Raw genomic sequence first — 25,925 nt, forward strand, 5'->3', positions numbered from 1 at the left:
CGACCACCCGCCTAATAAGTTTATCCTGACTTGCTCCTAGCCCAGCTGCTTCAAATAATCCACCGCTTTGTACGACATCCGCTTGATATTCGGGATCGACTTCCGGAGCGTCTGCACCAGCTCCGCTTCATCCATGAGCATCTCGTCGAATCTGCCGATCAGCTTGCTGCTGTCGGAAATATCGGCAATTCCAAGCACCAGACGCTCTCTTCCGAAAATATCAATCGCGATTCCCTTGGATTTGACGCTGTAGCCCAGCACCATCGTGGGCACACAGCTGGAATAGGCCGCAATCGTGGCATGGGTTCTGGCTCCGATGAAAAACCTCATTCTGGCGATATATCCCTTGTACTGCACGGCAGTCAGGTTATCGGGGAGCAGAATGACTCTGCCCGTTTGCTTGAATTCCTCGTAATACTGGCGGAGAATCTCATGATCGTTGTTGTCGTTCTCCATGACATGGGGCGTAAGGGCAATAGTCATATCCGATGTATGCAGAATATGCCAGATAAGCTCGCGCACCGCCGCCCGGGACTTGGTGTTGCGCTTCCAGACAAGCGGACTGAAGTTAAGCCCGACCGTCTTGCCCTCCTGCCAGCCATCCGGAAGCGGCAGCTCTTCCTTCTCCATCGTGAACGCCGGATCTGCGCATAATTTGACATTGGGCAGCCCTTTACTCAGGAGCATGTTATAGGTAAGGGACTCGCGGGCCAGGATCAGATCAAATAATTTCAAGTCCTGCAGCTTCTGCTCGGACATATCCTCTTCGCCGATGGAGCAGCCCCAAAGCACCAGCTTCTTGCCGCTCCGCTTCACATTGCGGTCGATCTCATACCATTGAGGCTGCTCGCCATAGCAGTAATTATCGCCGCCGATCGACATGCAGACATCAACCTCCTTGATCCGCCCGATCACTTTTTGCTCGATCTTCCGCAGCGCGTAAGATTCGTCCTTCAGCAGTCTGAAGTGGAGAAAAGACACCGCCCAATCCAGCGAATATTTCCTGATCTCGGTTCTTGTGCCGTCGTATACCCCGTCCAGTCTGGGTATGATTCCGTCTGTATGAGGCTTCTGCGACGATAGATAGACCTTCGCGCCGTTGATTTTCTCTTTGATAATAAATGCGGATGACCGGACGATCGCCTCGCATCCTCTGTTCAAGCTGCCTCCGTGAGCAAACATCATAATCTTCACTGAAATTCCCCCATTAATTTTGTTTAAGCGCTCCTGATTCTGCTGTAGGCCGCCGCGCATAACAAGCCAAAGGTGAATTTGGCCCGGATCATGGCAAGCAGCCATCTTTCATACCGGCCTATGGATCCTGTCCGCTTCTCATAGTAGACAGGCAGCGACTCTCTTACATAAGGGTCCGTTATCATCCGCTTTACATAGACGTATCTTTGCCGGAAGCTCATGTCGCTGCCGGGCTTGAAATAGATATAAATGAGGGAAACCGTATTGTGGATCAGTCTGACGGATTTGAGCTGCTTGATCCGGCCAGGCGGCATCATCTCCTTGTAGAAGGCGGGAGGCTCCATCCGGTACACCTCCAATGCCCGGTGAAAATAATCCTTGCCGGCTATGTTCCGGGTAGCGCTTCCTGCCACTTCCCGGTAATGATAGCCCGTATAGTCGATATATTTCATCGTGGACGCACAGCTGAAAAACGACATATTAAACATCCCGTCTTCACCGAGCGGGACCCGTTCCGGGAAGGCGACCCTGCCTGCTGCGGCCACACTTCTTTTGTAAAGCTTGTTTACAGCCGTATTCAGATGATCCGCCATGAGCAGATAAGGCAATATTTCGTTGCGTATGTAGTCCCTGCCGAGCAGCTCATTCACCTTGAACGGATATCTGGTGACGACCGTCCGGCCTTCGATTTCACTCTCCATATTGGACACGACTACATCGCAATCATCCATCACGGCACAATCGTACAGCCTCTCGTACATATCCGGCTCGATATAATCGTCCGCGTCAACGAAACCGATATAATCGCCGGTTGCCGCAGCAAGCCCCGCATTGCGGGCCAGGCTGACACCCCGATTCTCCTGTCCGATCAGCTTGATCCGCGCATCCAGGCCTTGATAAGAGGCGATGATCGGCCCGCTGTCATCCGTCGAGCCGTCATTGACGAAGATGAACTCGCATTCCCGCAGGGTCTGGCCAAGCAGCGAATCGATACAGGCCGGCAGATGCCGCTGCGCATTATAGACAGGAATAATAACGCTAACCTTATACGACAGCTCTGTTCTCATGAAACTTCCCCCTGCAGCAGGCTGTACAGCTGATAAATTTCATCTTCCGTCCCGAGCCTGGCCTGTGCCAGCTGGTCGGCCATTTTTCGCTGCAGTCCCCTGTCGCGGAACAGCTTCTCGATCCCTTGGGCAACAGAGGATGCCTGCATGTCTACAATCAGCCCCTCCAGCCCTTCGCGGATCTGATCGGCAGCCGTGCTGAATCTTGTAATGACGATCGGCTTCTTCAGGATTTTGGCCTCGTCAATGGCAATCGATTTCCCTTCGAATCTGGAGGTCTGCACATAAAGATCCGCCTGCTTGATGTAGGGATAAGGATTGGATTTCAGCCCCAGCAGAATGAAGTGATTCTCCAGACGGTTAACCTTGATCAGCTCGGTCAGCCTGGCTCTTTCCGCTCCCTCGCCAATGACATGCCACCGGACATTATAGCCTTGTCCGACGAGGATTTTACATGCTTCAATAGCCAGCTCATAGCCTTTCTGCGGATGGAGCCTCCCGACCGTCAGGATGATCAGCTCATCCTCTTTCCGGTTGTAGACGTCGGAGCGATTCTCCTCAGCCATATGATGAATCACGGCCGGCGATACGATATTGTGGATCACATTCACCTTATGCTGCTGGCTCGGGAACCGCTTCTTCAATATAGCCGCACATTCCTCGGATACCGTGACGATATGGTCGAGCTGCTCAAAATATACAATATCGAAGTCCGGGTCCATCCCGAGCTCGTCATAATCAATATGAACCCAGCCGATCTTCCGCCCGGCCTGCACCTTCTCCACGCAGAAATAGGTGGATGTCTTCTCCAGAAAGCCGATAGCGGTGTCATATTTCTTCTGCAGAAGATCGATGGAGGATGAAATATACCGCCAGTTGTACTGCTCCCTTGTGGACAGATTCCGGCTGTAGCGGTTTTTGAGGCTGAACATAAGGCGGCTGTAAGCCAGCGGAAGCCTGCCCTGCATCAGGAACGACCAGACCGATGGCCCAAGCGGCTGGGCGAAGAGCTGATAGCTTTCCGGTATGGGCAGAATGGTGACCTCTTTGGGCACATACTCCATAAACAGCCCTTCATGATTGAACAGGAACAGGTCCACCTCATACTGGCTGTAATCCATTTGGGAGAGCAGGTTGACCAGGCTTCGCTCCCCGCCGCCGGATGCCAGACTTGGCATGACAAACAGCAGACTTTTCTTCATACGCTCCTCTATGCCCCTTCCTTCCGTACACCGATCAGGCTGTACAGCTTCTCAAGCTCGGAGCCGTTGCTGTAATCGGTATGTATGCATGTACCGGCCAGATGAGCCCGAAGAGCCTCATCCCGGTAAAGCCGCTGAATGCCGTCTGCGATTCCCTCGATTGACATGTCGGCAATGCATCCATCATATCCGTCGACAACCTGGCTGTGAGCGGTTGAATAATTGGTAATCAGAATCGGCTTGCCGATAATTTTCGCTTCCGTGACCGTCACCGCCTTGCCCTCATACCGGGACGGCTGGACATACAGATCGCAGGAGCGGATATACGGATAAGGATTGGTCTGCTTGCCCAGCAGAATGAAGCTGTCCTCAAGGCCGTTCCCGCGAATCAAATCCCGGATCAGCGCTTCGTCGCCGCCGTATCCGACCACGTACCAGGCGATATCGGGGAAGCCTCTGTCTCTCAATAGCTTCAAAGCCTGTACCGCCTGATCAATTCCCTTGGCATGGGACAGCCGGGCGACGGTCAGCAGCTTGAACCGGCTGTCCCGATCCATCGGATTGGCGGCAGGCCCGCCGGCCATAGACCGGACGAACGCAGGGGAAGTGATGTTCTCAATAACGAACAACTTGCTGCTGAGCGATTCATAGCGGGACAAAAATGACTGTCTGCACGCTTCCGATACCGCCACAATATAATGAAACTTGTCCCACATCGCCAGGTCCAGCTCCGGATTTGCCTCCACCATGGAATAATCGGTGTGAATCCAGGCGATCTTCGTTGCGGCATTGACCTTGTCGGCTACAAAGTAATGCGGCCATAAATAGCTGATCGCCGCGTCGTAGGACTGCTCCACCCTCGGCAAAAAAGGCAGGGCATACTTCCACATGAGCTGCATCTGGAGGTACCCGGGCTCGGAGAGGCCCTTCCTTCTTCCCGTCCAATCCGCCTGGAGCTTGGACAATGCCCTGGACAAGCCAAGGAACCACTGACCTTCGGTAAAGATTTCGCGGATCGGCTTGCGAAAGGTTGAGTAAGCCCGGATTTCCCCCATCAGCCTGATCCGGTCAGGCAGCAAATCCATGAAATCGCCCTGATGGCGGCAGAGCATCACATCGATGGCATGACGGTCGTAGTCGAAGGCTTCCAGCATGCTTGCCAGGCTTCGCTCCACACCGCCGACCTCCATATCATAAGAGGCGATCAATACGTTTTTCATGCTGTCCCCCCTGCAGTTTTCTCCAGGCCCACAGAAACGGGCGTAAAGGAATATAGAGAAGATGTAGTCTTTTGGGCAGCGGCAGCGTCCTGGCATCCTCGGGATAGGGAAAGAGGAAGCTGAGCATGAACAGGGACCGCTGCTGGATCGTCATGAGCGAGAACAGATGTCGCTTATGGTAGCGGCTGACATCCTCTGGCAGGGGATCGCTATGCAGCTGGACCATTTGTCTGATATAGAACATCGCTCCCTTGGCCAGCCGTCCCGGCCTGGCTCCAGCCATTAGCGGCCTGAGTGCCGGCTGCGTCTCCATCCCCAGCAGCTGCGAGGTCAGAACAAGCGCCTGCCCTCCGATATGGGCGGCCTGGTTGGCCCGCAGCAGCTCCTTAAGCAAATCGGCATCCGGGTTCTGCTGCGAAATTTGCCTGATATCCAGCAGCCAGCGCAGCCGGGACCATCCGTGGCGCGCCCCATGGGTAACCAGGAACAAAAACAAATCCTCCCTCCCCAGATAGAACAGCGGATAGGACGACAGCGGGCTCCTTCTTCTGCGGCTCCATAATTCCTCGAATGCCGGTTCCTTCGACGGCGCCGGATTCAGTCTCCAATGAAGCTCGACCTTAATGCCGGTCCGCGGATGCTTGAAGGTCGTATGATGATGCCGCCATTTCCAGTCATTCAATACGGTATCAATATAATCGTCTTTGATATAACCAAGCTCCAACAGCCCGGCCTCCGCATGCAGCAGATCTCTGATCGGGATCAGTATATCCAGATCGCAGGAGGTCCGCTGCGAGATGTCGCCATATAGATCAGCTGCCAGCACCGGGCCTTTCAAAAGAAGCGGACGAATATGAGCCTCGTCAAAGTGCTTGCAGATGCGCTCCATTTCGCCGCATAAACCGAGCATAATAAATGTATTATTGCAGTATTCCTGGTAGAAGCCCCGAAGGACCGGCAGCGGCACCAGGTCGTGACCGATATCCTTCAGCCTGGTATATAAATAGGGATAAACCCGGTGATGCCTGGCAAGCTTGATGAAAGCCTCCCAATCCATACCGGCGAACAGCTCCGCATGATCATTCCATCTGACCCGCCTGTCATCGGCTAAAATCTTGAGCATCAGCTGCAAAGGAGCGGTCAGCTGACGCTTATCAATCACAACTGTATTGACCATAGGGTTCTCCTTCAAGAATCCATCATAACGAACAAATGACAATTTAATGTTCTATAAAACGAACACACTATCAGAGTAACACCCTCTAAGAATGTTGTCAATCAGGAGCATGCGAAATTGTCCGAGTATGCCATTTTCCGACCGGGACCGCTAATTATCCCGTCCGCATGCTCCGGATGACGACATAAAACGACAAATAAGAAGAAACGGCTGCCGCCTCCCTGATGGCGGCGCAGTAAGTTTCTTCACTCAAAAATAGAAGCATAGTATAAGCCATATTTTATACTTTCTTATATTTTAAGAAGAAACGGCTGCCGCCGTCCTTAAGGCGGCGCAGTAAGTTTCTTCACTCAAAAATAGAAGCAAAGTATGGGTCAAATTTTATGCTTTCTTATATTTTAAGAAGAAACGGCTGCCGCCGTGCGGCAGAGTTCGTTTCTTCCCTTAGGCTGTGTATAGCATTCGTCAACGTACTATCGTATTCTGAAATGCCTGCCGGCGGATCGATGCCGAGGGATGGCCTTCCGGGGTCAGGTTAAATCCCTTCCCGAACAGCCGCTCGCGGAAGGTTCCCTCTTCATACTCCGTCCGGTATAACCCTCTTTCCTGGAGCTCGGGAATGACCAGCTCGATAAAATCGCGAAAGGAACCCGGCGAGAGAAACTGCGTAAGGTTAAAACCGTCGATTCCCGTTTCCTCGACCCAGTACTGGATTTTATCCGCTACCTGCTCCGGTGTTCCCGCGATAAACAACGGCGATTGTCCACCCAGCGTCTTGAAGGTTTCGATGATCTGGCCTACCGTTTTGCGATTGTGCCTGGTGAACCGCGATGCCGCCGTCTGACCGTGATCGGTCTCCACATACTCCAGATAATCGTCAGGTCCGTAACGTGACAAATCATAGCCGCTGGAGCCGCCATAATGGGCGAGGACGCCCTCGACGCTGCGAAGCCTGCCGAATTCCTCCACCTTGCGGTTCACCTCTTCTTCTGTCCGGCCGACAATCACCGACAAGCCCGTAAACATCTTGATGTGCCCGGGCTGGCGTCCGTATGCCTGCGCCTGCGCGCGGATATCCGCGATATGCTGCTTCAATGCCGCAAGCGTCGGCGCCCCCAGAAATACGCATTCCGCGTGCTTGGCTGCGAACGCCCTGCCCTTGGCCGAGCTGCCCGCCTGATAGACAACCGGCGTTCTCTGCAGGGAAGGCTCGCATAGATGGGGGCCGGGGAGCTTGAAGTACCGGCCTTCATGATTGATCTTATGCACCTTGGCAGGATCGGTATACGTGCCGGTTTCCACATCGCGGACAACCGCATCGTCCTCCCAGCTGCTCTCCCACAGCTTATAGCAAACCTCCAGATACTCATCGGCGATTTCATAGCGCTCGTCATGCGGAATCATCCTGTCCAGGCCGTAATTGAGCGCCGCGCCGGGCAGGTAGGAGGTCACCACATTCCAGCCCACCCTCCCCTTTGTCAAATGATCGAGCGTGCTCATGCGCCGCGCATGGCCATAGGGATGCTCATAGGATGTGGAGAAGGTCACAGCAAAGCCCAAATGCTTGGTAACCAGGGCCATTGGCGGCACAATGAGGAGGGGATCGTTGCACGGAACCTGAACCGCTTCCCGCAGCGAGGTTTCCATCCCTCCTTTGTACGTATCGTAAACGCCGACCACATCGGCCAGAAACAAGGCGTCGAATTTCCCCCGCTCCAGCAGCTGCGCAAGCTCCGTCCAGTACGAGAGCTCCGTATAGCGGTGACGGTTATTGTCCGGATGCACCCACATGCCGTGGGAGAGATGCCCCACACAGTTCATTTCGAAAGCATTCAAGTGTATTTTCTTCGGCATGGCTCGCCCGCCTTTCTCTTTCGTATTGATAGCTTAAAGTCTTTTATCCAGCCTGCGGACGATGAAATTGCCTGTAAACTGAAAGGCCTGAACGAAAATAACCATCAAGATGACGGTGAAGAACATGACATCCGTCTGGTAGCGGTAATAGCCGTAACGGATGGCAAAATCCCCGATGCCCCCGCCTCCAACCAGTCCCGCTACCGTTGAATAAGAGAGGAAGCTGACCGTAATAATCGTAATGTTATTGGCGATGCCTGAACGGGCCTCCGTGTACAGCACCTTCCAGATAATTTGAAAACGGTTCGCTCCCATCGACTCGGCCGCTTCCACAACGCCGCGGTTTACTTCCAGCAGCGTCTGCTCCACGAAACGGGCAAAATAAGGCACGGCATTAATGACCATCGGCACAGTCGCCGCTGTCGTTCCAAGCGCCGTCCCTACCAATAGACGGGTGATCGGAATGATCGCGATCATCAGAATCAGAAACGGGAAGGACCGTACGAGATTGACCAGGCCATTGAGCATAAAATAAAACTTCGGTGCTTTGACAAAAGAGCCCGGGCGCGTCAAATACAGCAGCGTACCGAGCGGCGTGCCAAGCAGCACAGCCAGCGGGATCGTAATTACGAGCATATAGAAGGTTTCGCCCAGAGCCTCTATAATCTCAGGGCCGGCGTAGATGATATTGTCAAACATAGGCCACCTCTCTTTTATCCAGCACGATCTCATTCTTGAACAGGAATTGGGCGATATTGGACTTCGGCTCGAACTTGGCATCGTTCATCTCGAACTTCTCGACGACGACGCCCTGCTCCATTACGGCAACCTTATTGCAGATGGACTTGATGACATTCATCTCATGGGTAACGATCACGATCGTAATTCCGAGGCGTTCATTGATCTCCTTCAGGAAAGCCAGGATGCTTCCCGTTGTCGAGGGGTCCACGGAGGAAGTCGGCTCATCGCACAGCAGCACTTTCGGGCCGTTGGCGAGCGCGCGGGCAATCGCCACGCGCTGCTTCTGCCCGCCGCTCAGCTTGGCGGGATAGGCTTTGGTTTTGTCCTCCAGTCCCACGATCCGCAAGCATTCCTCAATCCGCTGTTTTCGTTCATTTTTGGGCATCTTCGCAATTTCCAGAGGAAAAGAGACGTTCTCGAAAACAGTCCGGTTATTGAGCAGATTGAAATGCTGGAAAATCATGCCGATCGACATGCGCGCCTTGCGCAGCTCGCTTTCGCTTAACGCCAGCATATCCTGTCCGTCCACGATGATTTTGCCGCTGTCAGGCCGTTCCAACAAATTAATCGTCCGCAGAAGCGTCGATTTGCCGGCGCCGCTGAACCCGATGATGCCGTATATATCGCCTTCGTCTATCTGCAGAGAAGCCGAGGAGACCGCCGTCAGCGGCTCTCCATCGGGAATCCTGAATACTTTGTTCACATCCTGAATCGTTATCACAACGCATCGCTCCTGTCGTTTGTAAGCAGCGCTTACTTATGATTTAAATCATCTATGAATTCAATGGCATCCCCGTACTTGCTCTTATAGAAATCCTTAATCGGCTGGCTTTCATAGGCGGCTTGCAGTACCTTCATTTTTTCCGAGCCTACCAGATCTTTGCGGATCGCGACGATACTCTTGTACGGCAGACCCTCCCCCTCCTCCAGGGCAAGCGCATCCGTCCTCGGCTTCAGGCCGATTTGAACAGCGGTTCCGGCAAACAGGAAGCCCACATCAACATCTTCCAGCGTACGCTGCAGCATCAGCTGATCCACTTCCTTGAACTTGTATTTATGCGGGTTGTCCGTAATATCTCTCAGGGTTGCATGGGTTACCGTTACGCCGTCCTTCAGCTTCAGGCGTCCAAGATCGCGGAGCATGAACAAGGCGCGTCCGTTATTGGCCGGGTCGACGGGAATGCCGAAGGTGGCTCCGTCCGGAACATCCTCAATCTTTTTGTATTTCTTGGAGTATAACCCCGATGGCGAGAAGATCGTGTAGAAGCCGCGGACGATATTTTTCAAACCCTGATCCTCGACAAACTGGTCAAAATAAGCCTCATGCTGAAAGGAGTTCGAATCCGCCTCGCCGTCATTGACGATTTTGTTCGGCTGAATGATGTCGTTTACGATCACCACATCCAGGGTATAGCCCTGCTTGGCAACCTCATCCTTCAGGATTTTGGCGATATCGCCGTTAAACCCGCTGTCGCTCATAATATGCTTGATGACCTTATCCTCTTTCTTGACTTCTTCCGTTCCGCCGCCAGCGGCCGCCGTAGAGACATCGCCTGATTTCGCTGTATTGGATGTCTGCTCTGTACCGCAAGCGGTCAGCAGGAAAATAATAATGAATAATAGCCCCAACGATTTTTTCATAGCTTTACGTTTCGCTCCCTCAATAGTTGATTTATCAGATGGATTTGCTTGGTATTAAATCATGGCTTATCAGCACGGCCATGCCGCCGCTTATTATTGGCCCGGCTCACTCCGCTTGCTGGCTGCAATTGCCTGCTCCAGATCGAATATAATATCGTCAATCCCTTCCGTGCCGATCGAAAGCCGGATGAGTCCGGGCGTAACGCCTGCGGCCGCTTGCTCCTGCTCGTTCAACTGCTGATGAGTTGTGCTTGCAGGATGAATGATCAACGACTTGGAATCTCCGACATTCGCCAGATGCGAGAACAGCTGAACGGAATGGATCAATCTCTTCCCGGCTTCTATGCCGCCCTTGATGCCAAAGGTCAGAATCGCGCCCTGCCCCTTGGGCAAATACTTCTGCGCCAGCCCGTAAGAAGGATGGCTCGCAAGTCCGGGATAGCTTACCCACTCGATATCCTCATGCTTGTCGAGATATTGGGCCACCTGCAGAGCGTTCGAGCTGTGCCGCTCCATGCGCAGATGCAGGGTTTCCAGTCCCTGCAACAACAAGAAGGAATTAAAGGGCGACAAGGCGCCTCCGAGATCCCTTAACAGCTGGACTCTGGCCTTGATGATATAAGCAAGCGGACCGACCGCTTCGGTATATACGACGCCGTTATAGCTGGGGTCCGGCTCCGTAATTCCCGGGAATTTGCCGCTTGCTGTCCAGTCGAATTTGCCTCCGTCTACAATGACGCCGCCAATGGATGTCCCGTGGCCGCCGATGAACTTGGTAGCCGAGTGCACCACGATATCGGCGCCATGCTCGATCGGGCGCAGCAGATATGGACTGGGAAATGTGTTGTCCACAATAAGCGGAATCCCGTTCTCATGGGCGATGGCCGCCACCGCTTCAATATCCAGAACATCCCCTTTTGGATTGCCGATCGTTTCGGCATACAGGGCTTTGGTTTTATCCGTAATGGCCTTGCGGAAATTTTCCGGATCGCCCGGGTCCACGAATGTAACGTTGATGCCCAATTTCCTCAGCGTGTTGGAGAACAGATTGTAGGTGCCCCCATACAAGCTGGCCGCCGAAACAATCTCGTCGCCCGCACCGGCAATATTCAAGATGGAGTAGGTAATCGCCGCCTGTCCCGAGGCAACGCCCAATGCCCCGACCCCGCCTTCCAGCGCCGCCACCCGCTGCTCGAATACGTCCGTAGTCGGATTCATAACGCGCGTGTAGATGTTGCCGAATTCCTTCAGCGCGAACAGATTAGCCGCATGCTCGGTATCGCGGAAGCCGTAAGATGTGGTCTGATAGATCGGCACGGCCCGCGAGAGCGTAGTCGGATCGATCTGCTGTCCCGCGTGCACCGCTAACGTTTCCAGTGATAATTGTCTCTCATCCGCCATTTGAACAACCTCTTTTCTATGGATTCTGATTTTAAATTTCGCCTGCCGCCGGCTCCCCGGCTGCCTTGTTGACATCGCAGCGGGATTCCAATAGGATGAACATGAATTATGAATCATTCCAATCCATCGCATATTCAGGAGGTAAGTTCCCATGTTTCAAACCCGGAATTACGAGGGCAGCCCGGAGGACCGGTACACGCTGCTGATACAGCAATTAGACAGCCTGATTGAAGACGAGCCGGATTTTATCGCCAATCTTGCCAATGCATCCGCTCTTCTCGGACAGTTCCTCGAAACCATCAACTGGGTAGGCTTCTACCTGCTGAAGGACGGGAATACGCTAGTTCTCGGCCCGTTTCAAGGCTTGCCTGCCTGCACCCGCATTGCCTATGGCAAAGGGGTCTGCGGAACCTCCGTCGCCGAGAGACGCACGATGCGCGTGGACGATGTCCATCTGTTTCCCGGCCATATCGCCTGCGATGCCGCTTCCCGGTCAGAGCTGGTCATTCCCTTGTTCCGTCAGGATACCCTGATCGGCGTGCTTGATATCGACAGCCCCGTTGAAGCGCGCTTCAGCGAGACCGACCAGCAGTATCTGGAGCAGTTCTGTCAGCGCCTGACTGCCTCTCCCGCCAGGTGACGGTAGGAAACAGCCGGATGAGCAGCGGGGATATGGGACGTATCATGGCCAAATAGCTTCTGGCGGTATGTCCCTTCCTCGTACTCCTCCTTCACCAGACCCCGGTTCTGCAGCTCCGGCACCACCAGTTCAATAAAGTCCTTGACCGTCCCGGGCGTAACCACCTGCGCAAAGTTCAAGCCGTCTATGCCCGCTTCTTCAACCCACCGTTCAATTTCATCGGCAATTTCGACCGGCGTGCCGACCTGCATCCAGCCTCCCCCGAATTTCCCGATCGATTCCTTCACTTCTCCAACCGTACGCTGCTTCGTAAACTGGGTATACTGCGCCGCCCTCGTTTGATTGCCTTCCGTAGACGTATACTCGAAGATTTGATTGTCATCCAGCTTCGACAGGTCATATCCGCTGGACCCGCAGTATTGGGCCAATGCCGCCTCGCTGCTGCGGTACTGTTCAAAATCATGGAACTTATCCCTGGCCTCCGCCGCAGTTTCCGCGACAATCGCCGAGAATCCCTTGAACATCAGAATCTCCTCGGGATTCCGCCCGAAGGCTTTCGCCTGCGAACGTATGTCATCCACATAAAAGCGGAGCGCCTCCGGCGTCTGTCCGCCAACAAACACGCATTCCGCATGCTTGGCTGCGAACGCCCTGCCTCTGCCTGAGCTGCCCGCCTGATATAGGACCGGCGTACGCTGCGGAGAAGGCTCGCATAAATGCGGACCGGCTACCTGAAAATGCTTACCCTTATGAGCGATTTCATGCACTTTGGCCGGGTCGGCATAAATATCGCCCGCCGTATCGAATACGACAGCGTCATCCTCCCAGCTTCCCTCCCACAGCTTGTAGCAGACCTCCAGGAATTCCTCGGCAATTTCATACCGGTCGTCATGCTTGATCATCTCGTCGAGGCCGAAATTTCTTGCCGCATTCGGCAAATACGAGGTCACAATATTCCAGGCCACGCGCCCTCTCGTGAGATGGTCCAAGGTGGACAAGCGCCGGGACAGGGCAAAAGGATGCTCGTAAGAGGTTGTGACCGTAACCGCAAATCCCAGATGCTTGGTCGCATGAGCCATAACGGGAACAATCAGCGACGGATCGTTGGCCGGAACCTGGACCGCATTTTGTATGGAAATATCGCGTGTGCCCTTGTATACGTCATAGACGCCGATCACATCAGCCAGGAACAATGCGTCGAATTTCCCTTTCTCCAGAAGCTGCGCAAGTTCGGTCCAGTAACCAAGATCGTTATACCGTCTGCGTTCATTGTCGGGATGCTTCCACAAGCCGTGGGAGTTGTGCCCGACACAGTTCATATCAAATAAATTCAACCGCAGCTGTTTCTTTTTTGCCACCCTCGTCACTTCCCTTCCATAAAATAAAAACGGAGACGCTTAACAGCTCTTTGTCCCAAGCTGAAGGTCTCCGGTGTTCCGGTAGATGCCGTATTATGATTTCAGGCTGCTTACAGGCGATTTGCCCGCAGGCCTGGTTGTTCCCGGAAGCTCGTTATTGGCAATCATTTCTCCGAAGGGACTGATGAAGGACGGATCCCCGGCGTTCCCGGCGGAGCCCAGATTCAGTTTGGGGAACAGAAGCTCCGCGGTCCGGTAGGCTTCTTCCAAATGGGGGTAGCCGGAGAGAATAAACGTCTCGATCCCCAAATCCGTGTATTCTTTCATTCTGGCGGCGATGCTGTCCGGGCTGCCGACCAGCGCCGTGCCCGCTCCTCCGCGCACGAGGCCGATGCCCGCCCACAGGTTTGGACTGATCTCGAGCTTCGACCGGTCGCCATGATGCAGCTCCGACATCCTCTTCTGGCCTTCGGAGTCCATTCTGGCGAAAATTTGCTGAGCCGCCGCGATCGTATCCTCGTCCAGATGGGCGATCAACTCGTCCGCCGCCTGCCAGGCTTCTTCTTCCGTGGGGCGGACAATGATATGCAGCCGGATGCCGAAGCGGAGCGTTCTTCCTTTGGCCTCGGCCAGCTTGCGCATGCGGTTAATCTTCTGCTCCACCTGCGCCGGCGGTTCTCCCCAGGTCAGATATACATCGACATGCTCAGCCGCGACATCCGCGCCGGCATCCGAGGAGCCTCCGAAGTAAAGCGGAGGGTAAGGCTTTTGAACAGGCGGGTAGAGCACTTTTCCACCCTTCACCTGCAGATGATCGCCTTCATAATCCACTTCTTCGCCTTCCAGCTCCTTGCGCCAGATATGCAGGAAATCATCCGTCACTTCATAGCGCTCATCGTGATTCATAAACACCCCGTCACCGGCCAGTTCAACAGGGTCGCCGCCTGTCACCACATTGATCAGCAGTCTTCCTCTGGAGAAACGGTCCAGCGTAGCCGTCATACGGGCCGCCAGGGTCGGAGACATTAAGCCGGGACGGACGGCTACCAGAAATTTCAGCCTTTCCGTGACCGGGACCAGGGTCGAAGCCACGATCCAGGCATCCTCGCAGGACTTGCCGGTCGGCAGCAGAACTCCGCTGTAGCCCAATTCGTCAACAGCCTGCGCAATTTGCTTGCAATACGCGTAGCTGACGGCCCTTGCCCCTTCCTTTGTCCCCAGATACCGTCCGTCTCCGTGAGTCGGAATAAACCAGAATACTTCCATTTCTCATGCATCCTCTCTTTATATATAGGTGTAGTTCCTCTTGGTTCCGTGCTTGCCCGCTTCTTTCAGAAGATTCCATACGGGTTCTGTGAAGCTGTCTTTATCGGACTTCACATACTGGCTGGCATAAGCCCGGACCGGATCACCGGCGTAAAAGCGTTCATAGAGCTCATGCCTTGCGCCCAGCGGACTGCCGATCAGGTCCCAGGCGAGCTTGAACAGATGGATCTTCTTCTCCGCGCTGATTGAAGCTCCTTCGAAGTACAGATGCATCAGCTTGGAAATCGGTCCATAGAAATCCTCCATGCCCGACGGCGTCTGGACGAATCCCCCGCCTCCCACCTGCTGCAGAATTTCAATGGCCCGCGGATAAAATTTGGTGCCGATATTCCGGGCCGTATCAATATAGGAAATCTCCGGCACCAGAACTCCCGACTCATCGTGCCTCGCCTTCGTCTCGCTGGCGATCACCAGCGCCTTCATCGTGTCCACCTGGGTCATCAGCTCGCCCAGCTTCTCCTGGATGTGCAAATATCCGTTGACCCCTATCGCTTCGGCAATGGCAAAAGCAACACCTGTGACGAACTCCAGCTTCGATACATAGCGGACCACAGTCTGATGAAAGGCGAGCGAGTTGGCCGTCTTGTTGGCTCTCAGCTTCAGGACCGCCTCCGAATTCCCGTACAGCAGCACTCTCTCCCACGGTATAAACACGTCATCGAAGAACAGCACCGCATCCATTTCCTCATACCGGGAGCTTAATATGTGATTTTGCTCCCTGCTGTCCGCGAAGGATTCCCGGCATACAATATGCAGTCCCTCGGAATTGGCCGGAACGATAAGAATATGGGCATGCTCACGGTTCTTTTGGTCAAATTGCAGGAAGGAAAATATGATGAAGTCATGCGTATACGGAGCCCCGGTGGCAATCATCTTGGCACCACGGACCGTAATGCCCTCCTTCGTCTCCTTGACGACATGCAGGAAACGTTCGGCAATACGGCTGTCGTCCAGGCTGACAGACCGGTCAATCTGCGGGTCCAGAATAGCCGTTGTCAGAAACAGGTCCCGGTCGCGGGCGTCCGTATAATAAGCGGTGATCTTCGCTTCGAAGTCGGGATCAAGCTGGCTTAACTGCTTCCTGGCCGCATACCAGCCTGTAATCATGGAACGGCCGTAGTCGGACAAGCGGCTCATCATGCCGTGGGTTTCATCAGCCCAATAGCTGAAAGCCCGGCTCCGGCGGCTAAGATCCTCGGCGGTATAGGGCACCAGGAACGAGCTGTGCGCGTAGGCTTCCCGTCCCGGCGGAGCAAAACCTACGTTATCACGGAGCGCCGGATCGTCAAGCTGGTTAAATAAACGTTTTATCGTGCCGAGCGTACCTTGAAATGCGGCATGTTCGGACAAATCCTTGACTTTGGCCCCGTCCAGCCATACATTCCGTCCATCAGCCAAACTAGAAATAAAACGGTCTCCCCTTGTCGGCATATCGGGTCTCCTTCATTTTGTTATTAATCATACATTCCCCATTGCTAAAGTCGGTTTAATATGTTTTTATTATACTTATCCTGCAGTAATGCACAACCGACATTATCTTCTTAACTGTCTGTTAAACAGCAATTACCTTGGACTTTGTTGGTTTTATCCTTTTTATTCAACATTTGAATGAAAATTGTCCTTGTGGGCAGCGAATGGACAAAAGCGCAGGCATAAAGGTACAACTTACAGATTTTCATTCTACGCTGTCCGCGTCGCACCGGCTCTGCGCCACTTTCAACAAAACAACATTATTGCATCTTATGTTGGTTAACCTACATATTTGAGTTATATGTCATCCGTCTTTTTGATCCCGATCCCAGGCTTGGAGGTGTCTTATGATGCAGGATTCCCGTCATCCGGACCGTCGGATCCATAAAACGCGCACTACGATCGTTGACGCGTTTGTTTCTTTAATTTTTGAAAAAGGCTTTTCCGCCATCTCGGTCAAGGATATTACCACCTGCGCCGATGTAAACAGGTCTACCTTTTATGCCCATTATCAGGATAAATTCGACCTGCGGGAGAAGCTGACCCGGGAGAAGCTGGGGGAATTGTCCCGGCTTATTCATCCCGAGCATGCCGGTGCCCTTGCGTATAACGGCAATTTTGACGATCCTGACCCCTTCTTCATTGAACTCTTCACGCATCTGACGGAGAACAAACGATTCTATCAGGCCATGCTGACCCGGCTTGAACCGGAAATATTCACCATTAAATTATATGAGGTGATTCGGGAGAGCTTTTACGCTAGAATTGCTAATAGGAAGATGGAGCAGAAGCTGTCTGTTCCGCTGGATATTTTACTGAATTATTCGAGCTCGTCCGTCATGGGGGTAATCCTGAACTGGGTTAATGATCCGACCATGTATACGCCCCAATATATGGCGCTGCAGCTCACGCGGCTGACGATGCTGGGCATTTACAGAACGATGGGGCTGTTCGAGTAATATCGGAAATACGGCAATCTTCATCGCAATATGGAAGTCAAACTACTTATCGGAGGATGCAGCTATGCAAAATAATTACAGCATCGTGGATGCCAAGCTTGAGGATTTGCCGAAAATCGTGGATATCTACAACTCTACCATTGCCAGCCGCACCGTAACCGCCGACCTGGAGCCGGTATCGGTTGCAAGCAGGCTGAAGTGGTTTGAGGAGCATTCCGCCGATTTCAGGCCCCTATGGGTGGTCAGGCATGGGGATGAAATCGTCGCATGGCTGAGCTATCAGTCGTTCTACGGCCGGCCGGCCTACAACGCTACGGCGGAGATCAGCATCTATATTGCCGAGTCCTACAGGTCGAAGGGACTGGGAAGCCTGCTGATCGGGAAAGCCATCGAGGAGAGCCCAAGGCTCAATATCAATACGCTGGTCGGTTTTGTGTTCGGCCACAACGAAGGCAGCCTCGCGCTGCTGAAGAAATACCGCTTCGAGGAGTGGGGTCATTTGCCCCGGATCGCCAATCTGGACGGTGTCGAGAGGGATTTGATTATTTTGGGAAGACGGTTGTAAGGAAAAGGGTGAGGGAACGGATGCCGCTGCTGTCATTCGTTCTTCTGTTATCTTCTTAATAGACTTGTCTTCCGCGCACGACCAGCAACACCAGGAGAAACTCCTGGTGGTTTTTCAATTTAAGCCAAAAGGCTGCGAGTGCATAATAGTTCAGCGGCTTCTCTAAATGGAAAATTATGTCACAAAATTTGAGAGGTGCTTCTGCTTCTATATTGCTGTGGAGTCTCTCCGGTATACTTTTTAAAAGAATAACTAAAATATTGTGAATTCTCATAACCTAATTGCTCTGCAATTTCAAGCACCTTCATTTTTGTACCTGTCAGCATTTTTTTTGCTGAACTCATCTTTTTCTCAATAATGTACTCATTTATCGTACTCCCCGTCTCCCGCTTAAATACAGCACAGATATAGCTGGGCGACATATATATTTCATTCGCTATATCAGCGAGCGAGATATTATCCATATAACTCTGATTCACATAATTTTTAATGCGTTCAATCAAAGCAGAGTGCCTATTATTATACTTGGTGCCGTAATATTCAGCGATACATAACAGCACTCCGCTGGAATGTGTCTGTATTTCTCTGATGGTCTCTACGCTAATAACGGATTGCATGGAAGCTGTGTAGCTGGAAATCACCTCCGTTACCTCTCCTTCGGTTTCGCAAAATTCGCGGTACGTATCAATGATCAATTCCAGAAAAAGTCCGCGTATATAGTGCTTGGACAACTGCTTGGCTTGAGTCAGCCGTACACAGTATTCCTCCAGCAGATGGTGGACCCGATTCCTGTTCCCCAGCTTGATTTCGGTTAATAATGTCTTTTTCAGACTATTGAGCTCGGTATTTCCTTTCATCTCGCTAATTTTATCCATGGAGCTCGTGCTGACAATATCGTTGATATGGATAATAGAGTTATTGCCTGTATAGAACTTATAGCTCATGGCGCTGCATGCACAGCTGTAAGAGAGATTGGCGGACTTTAGACTTACGCAATGGCCAACTCCCATAGAAAGCGTAATTCCATCAAAATCATGCAGAAGCTGTTCAATGCTCTCGAAGATCTGGGTCATTTTGTCTTCTTTGCAATACTCCCCGCAGAACACAATAACAAACTCGTTATCCCTTGTTGTAAAACAGATCCCCGCTTGATAATTGTTCAATATTTGTTCAATTAAATTTTTGATTGAGAAATTATAAAATTGTATCCGATCGATCCCTTTGCTTTTTACCCGGCTTTCATAATCGTCAATTTCCGCCACTACCACGATAATATCTTGAATGGCCTTCAGCGGCAGCTTAAAATAATCCAGTCTTTCTTGAAGTTCACCGTTATTGAGCGCCCCCTCGGAGACAAGATAATTCAGAAATTTATCCCGCACTGTAGACATATTTTCCGCCAGCTGCTGCTCGAGCCGTTTAACCACCTGCTCACGCTGGAACTCCATTTCTATTGCATCTCTTACCTTTTTAAGAACAGCAATAACCTCTTTTAGTTGAATCGGCTTAAGAATATACCCGGCGGCCTGCACATTCAGGGCGATCCTGGCGTAATTAAAATCCTGTACACCACTAATCAAAATAGTTTTCGTTTGGATATGATTCTCCATTAGCTGAATAGCAACCTCTAGTCCGTTATAAAAAGGCATTTTAATGTCAGTCACCAGAATATCGGGTTTTAGATCCATGCATAGATCAAGAGCCTCTTTGCCATTCTCTGCAAGGCCAATAACCTCCATGCCAAGTTCATTCCAAGGAATGTTCTCGCACAAAATTTCCTTGACCAGGTAATCATCATCGGCTAAGACTACTGTTAACATTATTCTCCCCCATGTAGTTCGCAGGAATTGTAATTCGCGCTATAATACCATCGGACTGATTGCGGATATAGCGAAGTCCAAAGTCATCACCGAACGTGCTTTGAAGCCGTCGATGAACGTTCATAATTGCAAAAGACTTCTCTTGATTATCGCTTGATATCAGCAATTGATTCAGATCATTCACATCTGCGCCGGTACCATTGTCTATGATTGACAAAACGATTTTATCCGCTTCTTGCTTTGCAGTAATCCGTATTTCCAGTTCTCCTTCTTTTTGGGCAAAACCATGAATAATTGAATTTTCTACAAGGGGTTGAATGACCAGCTTTACAATTCTTGTTTTTCGCAGTTCACGGGAAATATGGATGGAATACCGCAATCTTGGCCCAAAACGTATGGATTGAATTTCCAGATAACTATGGGTATGAGTGATCTCGTCATCAAGAGAAATCATGTTTCGGCCTTTGCTGAGCGAATACCGGTAAAAATTGGCAAGCGAATTAATCATCTCGCTAATCTCAGGCGTATTATGCTTAATCGCGGACAGGTTAATGGAATCTAACGTGTTGTATAGAAAGTGCGGATTAATTTGGGCTTGTAAAGTCCGAAGCTGCGCGTCCTTGGCAAGCAGTTCCGCTTTTTGTTTATTTAAATCGCTTATATAAAGCCTATCAATTAAATCCTTAATTTGACGGATCATCCGTTTGTACTGCTGTATTAAATATCCGAACTCGTCTTTCTTATCATAGCTGATGTCGATATCAAAGTTATTTTCTCTGACGGTGCGCATAGAAGCAACAAGCTTCGTAATAGGGCTGGAGATATTGCGCGAAAGTAAAAAAGCAGCCAGCAGAGCCGCAGACATGCAGCTCATAAGAACAAAACTGACGATTCGAGTCAACCGGTTCTGATCCGAATTGATCTCATTCAAGTGCGTCATATTTACGATTTTCCATTCGACTTTATCCAGCTTTTCAGACGAAATAATAACCGGCTCACCATCCAGGTCTACTTGCTGGAATTTACCGGCACTTGTATGAAGAGATTGGATTAGCTCCTCTTCCTGGCCAGTCATGGAATCGCTGCTCATGATCACCTGATTGTCTTGATCCAGTATACAAATGCGGCTCCCTTTTGAAGGCTTGAAAGTAGAGAGCATGCTGTTAATACCTGACTTCTCCAATTCAACCGTGAGCAGAGCAGCATAGTCATATTTATCCGCACTCCTCAAACTATATAGACGTTTTGCGATAATAACCGGTCCATTGCCGGACTGAGCATCTATATTCATATTTTTGCTGCCCATAGTCCGGTACCATGGCGCATTCTCAATCGCAGAAATTTCTTGAACCTTATTGGAAATGTCATATTTCTTGTATTCGGGCCTGTTGATTAAATAAATTGTCGGTACGATGGATGAATTGGGAGATGCGTAGTAGTTGGATAAATAATAGCTGTCGAGCGCCCGATCAAGCTTAATAATTTGCGTAACGTTGTCAACCATATTATTCGTAGGACTCTCGCTTAAAACCTCCTGAACCATGGGGTTCAATGAAATCAAGGTTGTTAATTCATCAATAAATTCAAGCCTCTCCTGTACAATCAGGCGGGCTGAGTTCAAATTCTTCTCAACTAACTCATTCATCTTCTTATTAATAATTTTGGTAGACCCCATGTAAACGACAACAGTAATAATGACAGATGGAATCAGTATGGAAGCGAGAAAATAAATCACCAGTCTGCTTCGAATATTCATACGATTTGTATAAGGCTCCTTTCCTACGGATTTCCAGCACTTCAGTATATCAACGAAAAATAACCGATTACAAGACCATTCGCCAACTGCGTAATATATCGTACTTTTTTGCTCATTTTTTTGTATTTTCGCGTGAAATATAAATTGCTATCATAAGTTGTAAGCGCTTCTAAAATAGAAAGGGAGGAATAATTTTGAAAAGCATGCTTGCCAAAGCACATATCCGGGTCGGCCCAGCTTGTCTTATTTTTGCGCTCTTGATGGGGATCTTGTCTGGCTGTACGGGTAATTCTGACAGTAACACCGCGGCAAAGGAATCGGCTGACGATTCGAATGGATCTGCTAACACCACAATGGAAACTGTACGTGTATGGACGAACGATGGTTCATATAAACCGATAATGGATCCAATTATCGAAGAGTATAACAAAGGCGAAGGAATAAAGGATGGAATCCACATCGAATACAAAGTATTTGGCAGCGACTACAATGATGTATTAAAAATTGCACTAGCGGCAGGTCAGGCTCCGGAACTCTATAAATTTGTAGGTACGGTCAAGGAACCATTCATTAGCTCCGGCTGGATGCTTCCCATTGATGAACTGCCCGGCGGACCTGAATTTCTTAGCACCTACAAGGACATTCTGATCAATGGTTATACGACCTTTGGCGGAAAATCCTACAGCGTTCCTTACAAGGTATTGTCTACAAAATTTATGTATAACAAGGATTTGCTCAAAAAATCGGGATTTGATGCTCCTCCCGCGACATGGGACGATGTTGCAGCTTACGCCAAGAAAATTACAAATGACAACAAAGGAAATGCTTATGGCTATGGCGTTCATTTAAAAGATTCAGCATCTTCAGGAAAATGGTATTTCGCCGCACAGTTTGCCAGTTCTGTCGGTCATATGGGTTACGATTTCACTAAAGGCAAATTTGCCTTTTCAGATTTCACGCAGAATATCCAAAAAATACTCCAAATGAAGGCAGATGGCAGCATCTTCCCCGGCGGAGAAGGCATGGACAATGATGCGCTCATGGCGCAGTTCGCTGCGGGTAGAATCGCTATGCTTCCCGGGGTAAACTGGGATGTTTCCACCCTCGATAAGTTTTGGAAAGAGATTGGGAGCCGCTTTGATCTTGGCGTGATCGATACCCCCGTCATGGATCCAGCCAATAAATATAAGAACTATGCACAAATTGCTGACGCATTATGCATAGGACCCAGCGCGCAGGAAATGCCGGAAAAAGCTATGAAAGTGTATGCGCTTTTCCATAGTAATAAAGTGCTGGAAGACATTCAAAACAATGAAGTCGATTTCATTGCAAGACAGGATATCCAAGCGAAAGCTCCTGCCAGCTTTAAAAAAGCAGGAACCGCCGAATTCGGAAATACTTCCAATTCCTACCTGGCGCTAACGCCGCCAGATGGAGGGATTACCGTAGAAGGACAGCCTTATCAAAATACAATAGTCAATTTGATCGCAGGACCTGCCAATGCTGACGTCGCTGCAGCTCTTGGCGATCTGGATAAACGTTATAACAGCGCATTGGATAAAGCCGTTAGTGGCGGTATGGATATGAGCCTGTATGTGAACGAAAACTGGGATACGCGATCTAAATAACATGGGCGTTTTAGGCATGGAGATCATGACCCATACCTAAAACGTCTCCATAGTAAGGAGGCAAACGCCATTATGCGTATTTTAAAACTTGTTAAACAAAAAAACGCCACAGTTAAACAATCATACCGACAAGATACAGTGCAATCCTATCTCATGCTTGCTCCGATGCTCATTGGATTTGCCTTGTTCACCATTTACCCCATGGTATGGCTAATCAGGTGGTCATGGTTTAATTATGATGGCATTTCACCTCCCAGCTTTGTTGGAATCGACAACTATGTCCGGGCCTTTACACGGGATAGTCTTTACTGGGATTCATTGGTAAACACATTCATTATTGTTGCAGCTAAATTTGTTCTTGAGATTCCTCTTGCGCTTTTTTTAGCGGTCGTCCTGAACAGCGGGAAAAAAATAAACTCCTTATTCCGAACCCTTTTTTTCTCTCCAACCATTGTGAGTACAGCGATCGTAGGCATTGTATTCTTCTTGATGTTTGAACCGTTCCTGGGCTCGGTCAATCAATTGCTCAAAGCTTCTCATATCATCGAAACAAACATTAATTGGTTCGGGAACAAGTGGCTGGCCGATAGTGTCATTGTCATTGCCAGTGTATGGAAAGGATTTGGGATGAACATGATCTTTTTCATTATGGGGCTGCAAAATATAAATCAGGAAATATACGAATGCGCTGATATAGATGGCGTTAGCAAATGGACGAGATTCACAAAAATAACTCTCCCTTTACTGGCTCCGACAGGGAAAGTCATTATGATGCTCTTCATTGTGAACAGCATTAAGATGTCCGACTTGGTTCTGGTATTGACCAATGGTCAGCCAGGCGGTTCAACCGAGGTCGTGATGTCCTACACGTTTAAATATTTCTTCTCCTACGGGGCCGCAGATGCTATTAGCCAATATGGATATTCTTCCGCGCTCGCTGTTATAACAGCTATTATTTTAACCATTGTAGTAAGTTTGTATATGAGACTGACTCGAAATGTTGGCGCTTATTACTAAGGGGCGATATGAATGAAAAATAAAAAATTGCTGGAAGCCATTCCGTTATACATCGTTCTCACGCTTATCGCCGCGTTTGTTATTTTCCCGATATTTTATGTGGTGATCAGCTCTTTAAAAAACACAGCAAGTATACTGACTTCTACTTCGTTTTTCCCGCAGCAGGCTACATTTAAAAATTACGTACGGGCATGGAACCTGTCAAATTTTAAAGTTTATACATGGAACAGCATTTACATGTGCACGGTCATTGTAATCGGAACCATCATCACTTCAATAACTTCCGGCTACGTATTTTCTCGAGGCAGATTTAAAGGCAGAAAACCGCTTCTGGCTCTGATTACCTTCTCCATGTTCATATCTGCCGGCAGCTTGTATCTGTATCCCCAGCTTAATATGGCAAAAGCCCTTCACTTAAACCAATCGTTATGGGGCGTTATCATTATTTATATCTTTGGTATCAATGTCACCAATTTATATTTGGCCAAAGGCTTTATCGATGGGATTCCTAAAGAAATTGATGAAGCGGCCAGAGTTGACGGCTGCAGCTTCTTCCGAATCTTCTACAACATCATCTTCCCGCTTACGAAGCCTTTGATTGCAACCGTTGGCCTGCTTGCCTTCATGAATTCATGGAACGATTACCTGCTTCCAATGGTCTTCACCTTAGGAAATCCGGATAAGCAGCCCCTCGTCGTAGGCATCGTCTCTATGAAAAGTTCAGGCGAATCTGTAACTTCATGGGATCTGATGATGGCCGGTACCGTTATGGCAGTCATTCCGATGCTTGTTGTGTTCATTACCTTGAACAAATATTTTGTCGCTGGCCTTACTAGTGGTGCAGTTAAAGGATAACCCAAATTGTTATGTGAAAACATTACAATAATCATTCACTTAAGATGGGAGAGAGTTACAATGCAAGAAAAACTTATTACAGGCGTACTTCCGGCACTCGTCACACCTATGGACAAAGAGGGCAATATTAAGACTGAATTGGCTCAGCCTTTGGTAGACATGTACTGCAAGCAGCAGGCAGATGGATTGTATATGCTGGGTTGGACTGGCGAAGGCGCGCATCTAAGCGTGGACAAGAGAAAGCAATGGGCGGAAGCTGTATTAGCTGCTGCCAAAGGAAAATTACCGATTTTTGTACATGTGGGTTACAATCAAAATCTGCAGGATTCTGTTGAACTGGCTGCACATGCATCTAAGCATGGCGCGTATGCAGTAGCCTCCGTCGGTATTTCCGAGCAAGCTTCATTACAAGAGAATGTCGAGTACTTCAAGCGCATTTCTGCTGCCGCACCGAATATCCCATTCTATATTTATTGGGTGTCCATGGGCAGAACATTGACCGGGGGGCAAGCAGTTGATCCTGCGGCGCTGCTCGAAGCCATGAAAGAGGTTCCTACCTTCCGTGGCATAAAATTCACCGACAATAACTTTTACATTTTGGAAAGATTCAAGAAAATACGTCCTGACCTGAATATTCTAACAGGTGCTGATGAATTAGCGATCTGCTCGCAGCTTATGGGCGCGGACGGAAATATCGGAGCTTTGCAGGCGATAACCTGCTATCACCATAAAGTCATGATGGAAAAAATGAATAATGGCAAGTATGATGAGGCACGGGAACTTCAGCGGCGAGCGAACGACGTAACAGAGGCTTATTCTCACGCTGAGATCGGAAACCTTCCTGGGATCAAGCTGATTCTGGAGCAAATCTTTGAAATTCCGGTAGGGTACTGTTCTCCAGAAGGCCCTTTTGCCGGTATCTCGCATACAGCAGGTACTGCGACAGAACTTATTGAAGTCTTTAAAAGAAATATATTAGTCAGAGAAAGTCAATTGAGCTAAGAGTAAGATACTACTAACAAAGACCAGCATAC

General features: G+C 50.0%; 22 protein-coding genes. 7 read left to right on the forward strand and 15 right to left on the reverse strand.

What is annotated here, in order from left to right; translation table 11 throughout:
• Positions 1–36 precede the first annotated feature (36 nt).
• The 10 genes from ACFOLF_RS08445 to ACFOLF_RS08490 all read right to left on the reverse strand — a co-directional run bounded on the left by ACFOLF_RS08445 (position 37) and on the right by ACFOLF_RS08490 (position 11,497).
• Positions 37–1,194: a polysaccharide pyruvyl transferase family protein gene (locus ACFOLF_RS08445; protein WP_210037990.1), complete on the reverse strand. Its 1,158-nt coding sequence runs from the start codon at positions 1,192–1,194 to the stop codon at positions 37–39.
• 23 nt (positions 1,195–1,217) lie between these two features.
• Positions 1,218–2,261, reverse strand: a complete 1,044-nt coding sequence (locus ACFOLF_RS08450) for a glycosyltransferase (RefSeq protein WP_379114000.1) — start codon at positions 2,259–2,261, stop codon at positions 1,218–1,220.
• Complete coding sequence (locus tag ACFOLF_RS08455) at positions 2,258–3,463, reverse strand: glycosyltransferase (protein ID WP_210037991.1); 1,206 nt, start codon at positions 3,461–3,463, stop codon at positions 2,258–2,260. Before ACFOLF_RS08455 ends, ACFOLF_RS08450 begins: the two co-directional genes overlap by 4 nt.
• A gap of 8 nt (positions 3,464–3,471) precedes the next feature.
• Entirely contained in the window at positions 3,472–4,683 is a 1,212-nt protein-coding gene (locus ACFOLF_RS08460; protein ID WP_210037992.1) for a glycosyltransferase, read from the reverse strand.
• Positions 4,655–5,860: a nucleotidyltransferase domain-containing protein gene (locus ACFOLF_RS08465; protein ID WP_210037993.1), complete on the reverse strand. Its 1,206-nt coding sequence runs from the start codon at positions 5,858–5,860 to the stop codon at positions 4,655–4,657. The genes ACFOLF_RS08460 and ACFOLF_RS08465 overlap by 29 nt, the downstream gene beginning before the upstream one ends.
• A gap of 465 nt (positions 5,861–6,325) precedes the next feature.
• On the reverse strand, positions 6,326–7,714 hold the full coding sequence (locus ACFOLF_RS08470) for an LLM class flavin-dependent oxidoreductase (RefSeq protein WP_210037994.1): 1,389 nt from the start codon (positions 7,712–7,714) through the stop codon (positions 6,326–6,328).
• A gap of 33 nt (positions 7,715–7,747) precedes the next feature.
• Complete coding sequence (locus ACFOLF_RS08475) at positions 7,748–8,413, reverse strand: methionine ABC transporter permease (RefSeq protein WP_210037995.1); 666 nt, start codon at positions 8,411–8,413, stop codon at positions 7,748–7,750.
• Complete coding sequence (locus ACFOLF_RS08480; RefSeq protein WP_210037996.1) at positions 8,406–9,176, reverse strand: methionine ABC transporter ATP-binding protein; 771 nt, start codon at positions 9,174–9,176, stop codon at positions 8,406–8,408. Before ACFOLF_RS08480 ends, ACFOLF_RS08475 begins: the two co-directional genes overlap by 8 nt.
• A gap of 32 nt (positions 9,177–9,208) precedes the next feature.
• The gene (locus ACFOLF_RS08485; RefSeq protein WP_210037997.1) at positions 9,209–10,096 is read right to left on the reverse strand and encodes a MetQ/NlpA family ABC transporter substrate-binding protein; all 888 of its coding nucleotides are present in this window, start codon (positions 10,094–10,096) and stop codon (positions 9,209–9,211) included.
• 93 nt (positions 10,097–10,189) lie between these two features.
• Positions 10,190–11,497, reverse strand: coding sequence for a homocysteine synthase (locus tag ACFOLF_RS08490; protein WP_210037998.1), 1,308 nt, complete (start codon positions 11,495–11,497; stop codon positions 10,190–10,192).
• A 151-nt stretch (positions 11,498–11,648) separates the two neighbouring features.
• On the opposite strand from ACFOLF_RS08490, the gene ACFOLF_RS08495 reads away from it, so the two are divergent.
• Positions 11,649–12,137: a GAF domain-containing protein gene (locus ACFOLF_RS08495; protein WP_210037999.1), complete on the forward strand. Its 489-nt coding sequence runs from the start codon at positions 11,649–11,651 to the stop codon at positions 12,135–12,137.
• Here the strand turns inward: ACFOLF_RS08495 and ACFOLF_RS08500 are convergent.
• The 3 genes from ACFOLF_RS08500 to ACFOLF_RS08510 all read right to left on the reverse strand — a co-directional run bounded on the left by ACFOLF_RS08500 (position 12,107) and on the right by ACFOLF_RS08510 (position 16,252).
• Positions 12,107–13,495 carry an LLM class flavin-dependent oxidoreductase gene (locus ACFOLF_RS08500; protein ID WP_379113998.1) on the reverse strand — a complete coding sequence of 463 codons (1,389 nt, stop codon included), beginning with the start codon at positions 13,493–13,495 and terminating at the stop codon, positions 12,107–12,109. The two genes, ACFOLF_RS08495 and ACFOLF_RS08500, sit on opposite strands and share 31 nt — an antisense overlap.
• Positions 13,496–13,588: 93 nt before the next feature.
• Positions 13,589–14,761 carry an FMNH2-dependent alkanesulfonate monooxygenase gene (gene ssuD, locus ACFOLF_RS08505; RefSeq protein WP_210038000.1) on the reverse strand — a complete coding sequence of 391 codons (1,173 nt, stop codon included), beginning with the start codon at positions 14,759–14,761 and terminating at the stop codon, positions 13,589–13,591.
• 18 nt (positions 14,762–14,779) lie between these two features.
• On the reverse strand, positions 14,780–16,252 hold the full coding sequence (locus tag ACFOLF_RS08510) for a 4-hydroxyphenylacetate 3-hydroxylase family protein (protein ID WP_210038001.1): 1,473 nt from the start codon (positions 16,250–16,252) through the stop codon (positions 14,780–14,782).
• 386 nt (positions 16,253–16,638) lie between these two features.
• On the opposite strand from ACFOLF_RS08510, the gene ACFOLF_RS08515 reads away from it, so the two are divergent.
• Positions 16,639–17,250 (forward strand): TetR/AcrR family transcriptional regulator, encoded by a 612-nt coding sequence (locus ACFOLF_RS08515; RefSeq protein WP_210038002.1) that lies wholly within the window; start codon positions 16,639–16,641, stop codon positions 17,248–17,250.
• Positions 17,251–17,314: 64 nt separating this feature from the next.
• Positions 17,315–17,815 carry a GNAT family N-acetyltransferase gene (locus tag ACFOLF_RS08520; RefSeq protein ID WP_210038003.1) on the forward strand — a complete coding sequence of 167 codons (501 nt, stop codon included), beginning with the start codon at positions 17,315–17,317 and terminating at the stop codon, positions 17,813–17,815.
• Positions 17,816–17,994: 179 nt separating this feature from the next.
• Here the strand turns inward: ACFOLF_RS08520 and ACFOLF_RS08525 are convergent, their stop codons facing one another.
• Complete coding sequence (locus tag ACFOLF_RS08525; RefSeq protein ID WP_210038004.1) at positions 17,995–19,635, reverse strand: response regulator transcription factor; 1,641 nt, start codon at positions 19,633–19,635, stop codon at positions 17,995–17,997.
• A complete protein-coding gene (locus tag ACFOLF_RS08530) occupies positions 19,610–21,391 on the reverse strand; it encodes a sensor histidine kinase (protein WP_210038005.1) in 1,782 nt (593 codons plus the stop codon). The genes ACFOLF_RS08525 and ACFOLF_RS08530 overlap by 26 nt, the downstream gene beginning before the upstream one ends.
• Before the next feature lie 203 nt (positions 21,392–21,594).
• Here ACFOLF_RS08530 and ACFOLF_RS08535 point away from each other — a divergent pair, with 203 nt between their 5' ends.
• The 4 genes from ACFOLF_RS08535 (at position 21,595) to ACFOLF_RS08550 (ending at position 25,893) form a co-directional block, all read left to right on the forward strand.
• Complete coding sequence (locus tag ACFOLF_RS08535) at positions 21,595–23,019, forward strand: ABC transporter substrate-binding protein (protein WP_379114107.1); 1,425 nt, start codon at positions 21,595–21,597, stop codon at positions 23,017–23,019.
• Positions 23,020–23,091: 72 nt separating this feature from the next.
• Positions 23,092–24,036 (forward strand): carbohydrate ABC transporter permease, encoded by a 945-nt coding sequence (locus ACFOLF_RS08540; protein ID WP_210038007.1) that lies wholly within the window; start codon positions 23,092–23,094, stop codon positions 24,034–24,036.
• A gap of 12 nt (positions 24,037–24,048) precedes the next feature.
• Positions 24,049–24,891 carry a carbohydrate ABC transporter permease gene (locus tag ACFOLF_RS08545; RefSeq protein ID WP_210038008.1) on the forward strand — a complete coding sequence of 281 codons (843 nt, stop codon included), beginning with the start codon at positions 24,049–24,051 and terminating at the stop codon, positions 24,889–24,891.
• A gap of 60 nt (positions 24,892–24,951) precedes the next feature.
• On the forward strand, positions 24,952–25,893 hold the full coding sequence (locus ACFOLF_RS08550; RefSeq protein ID WP_210038009.1) for a dihydrodipicolinate synthase family protein: 942 nt from the start codon (positions 24,952–24,954) through the stop codon (positions 25,891–25,893).
• The last annotated feature ends 32 nt before the right edge of the window (positions 25,894–25,925 follow it).

Origin of the sequence: Paenibacillus sepulcri, assembly GCF_042647105.1 — a bacterium.
Taxonomy (GTDB): Bacteria; Bacillota; Bacilli; order Paenibacillales; family Paenibacillaceae; genus Paenibacillus_Z; species Paenibacillus_Z sepulcri.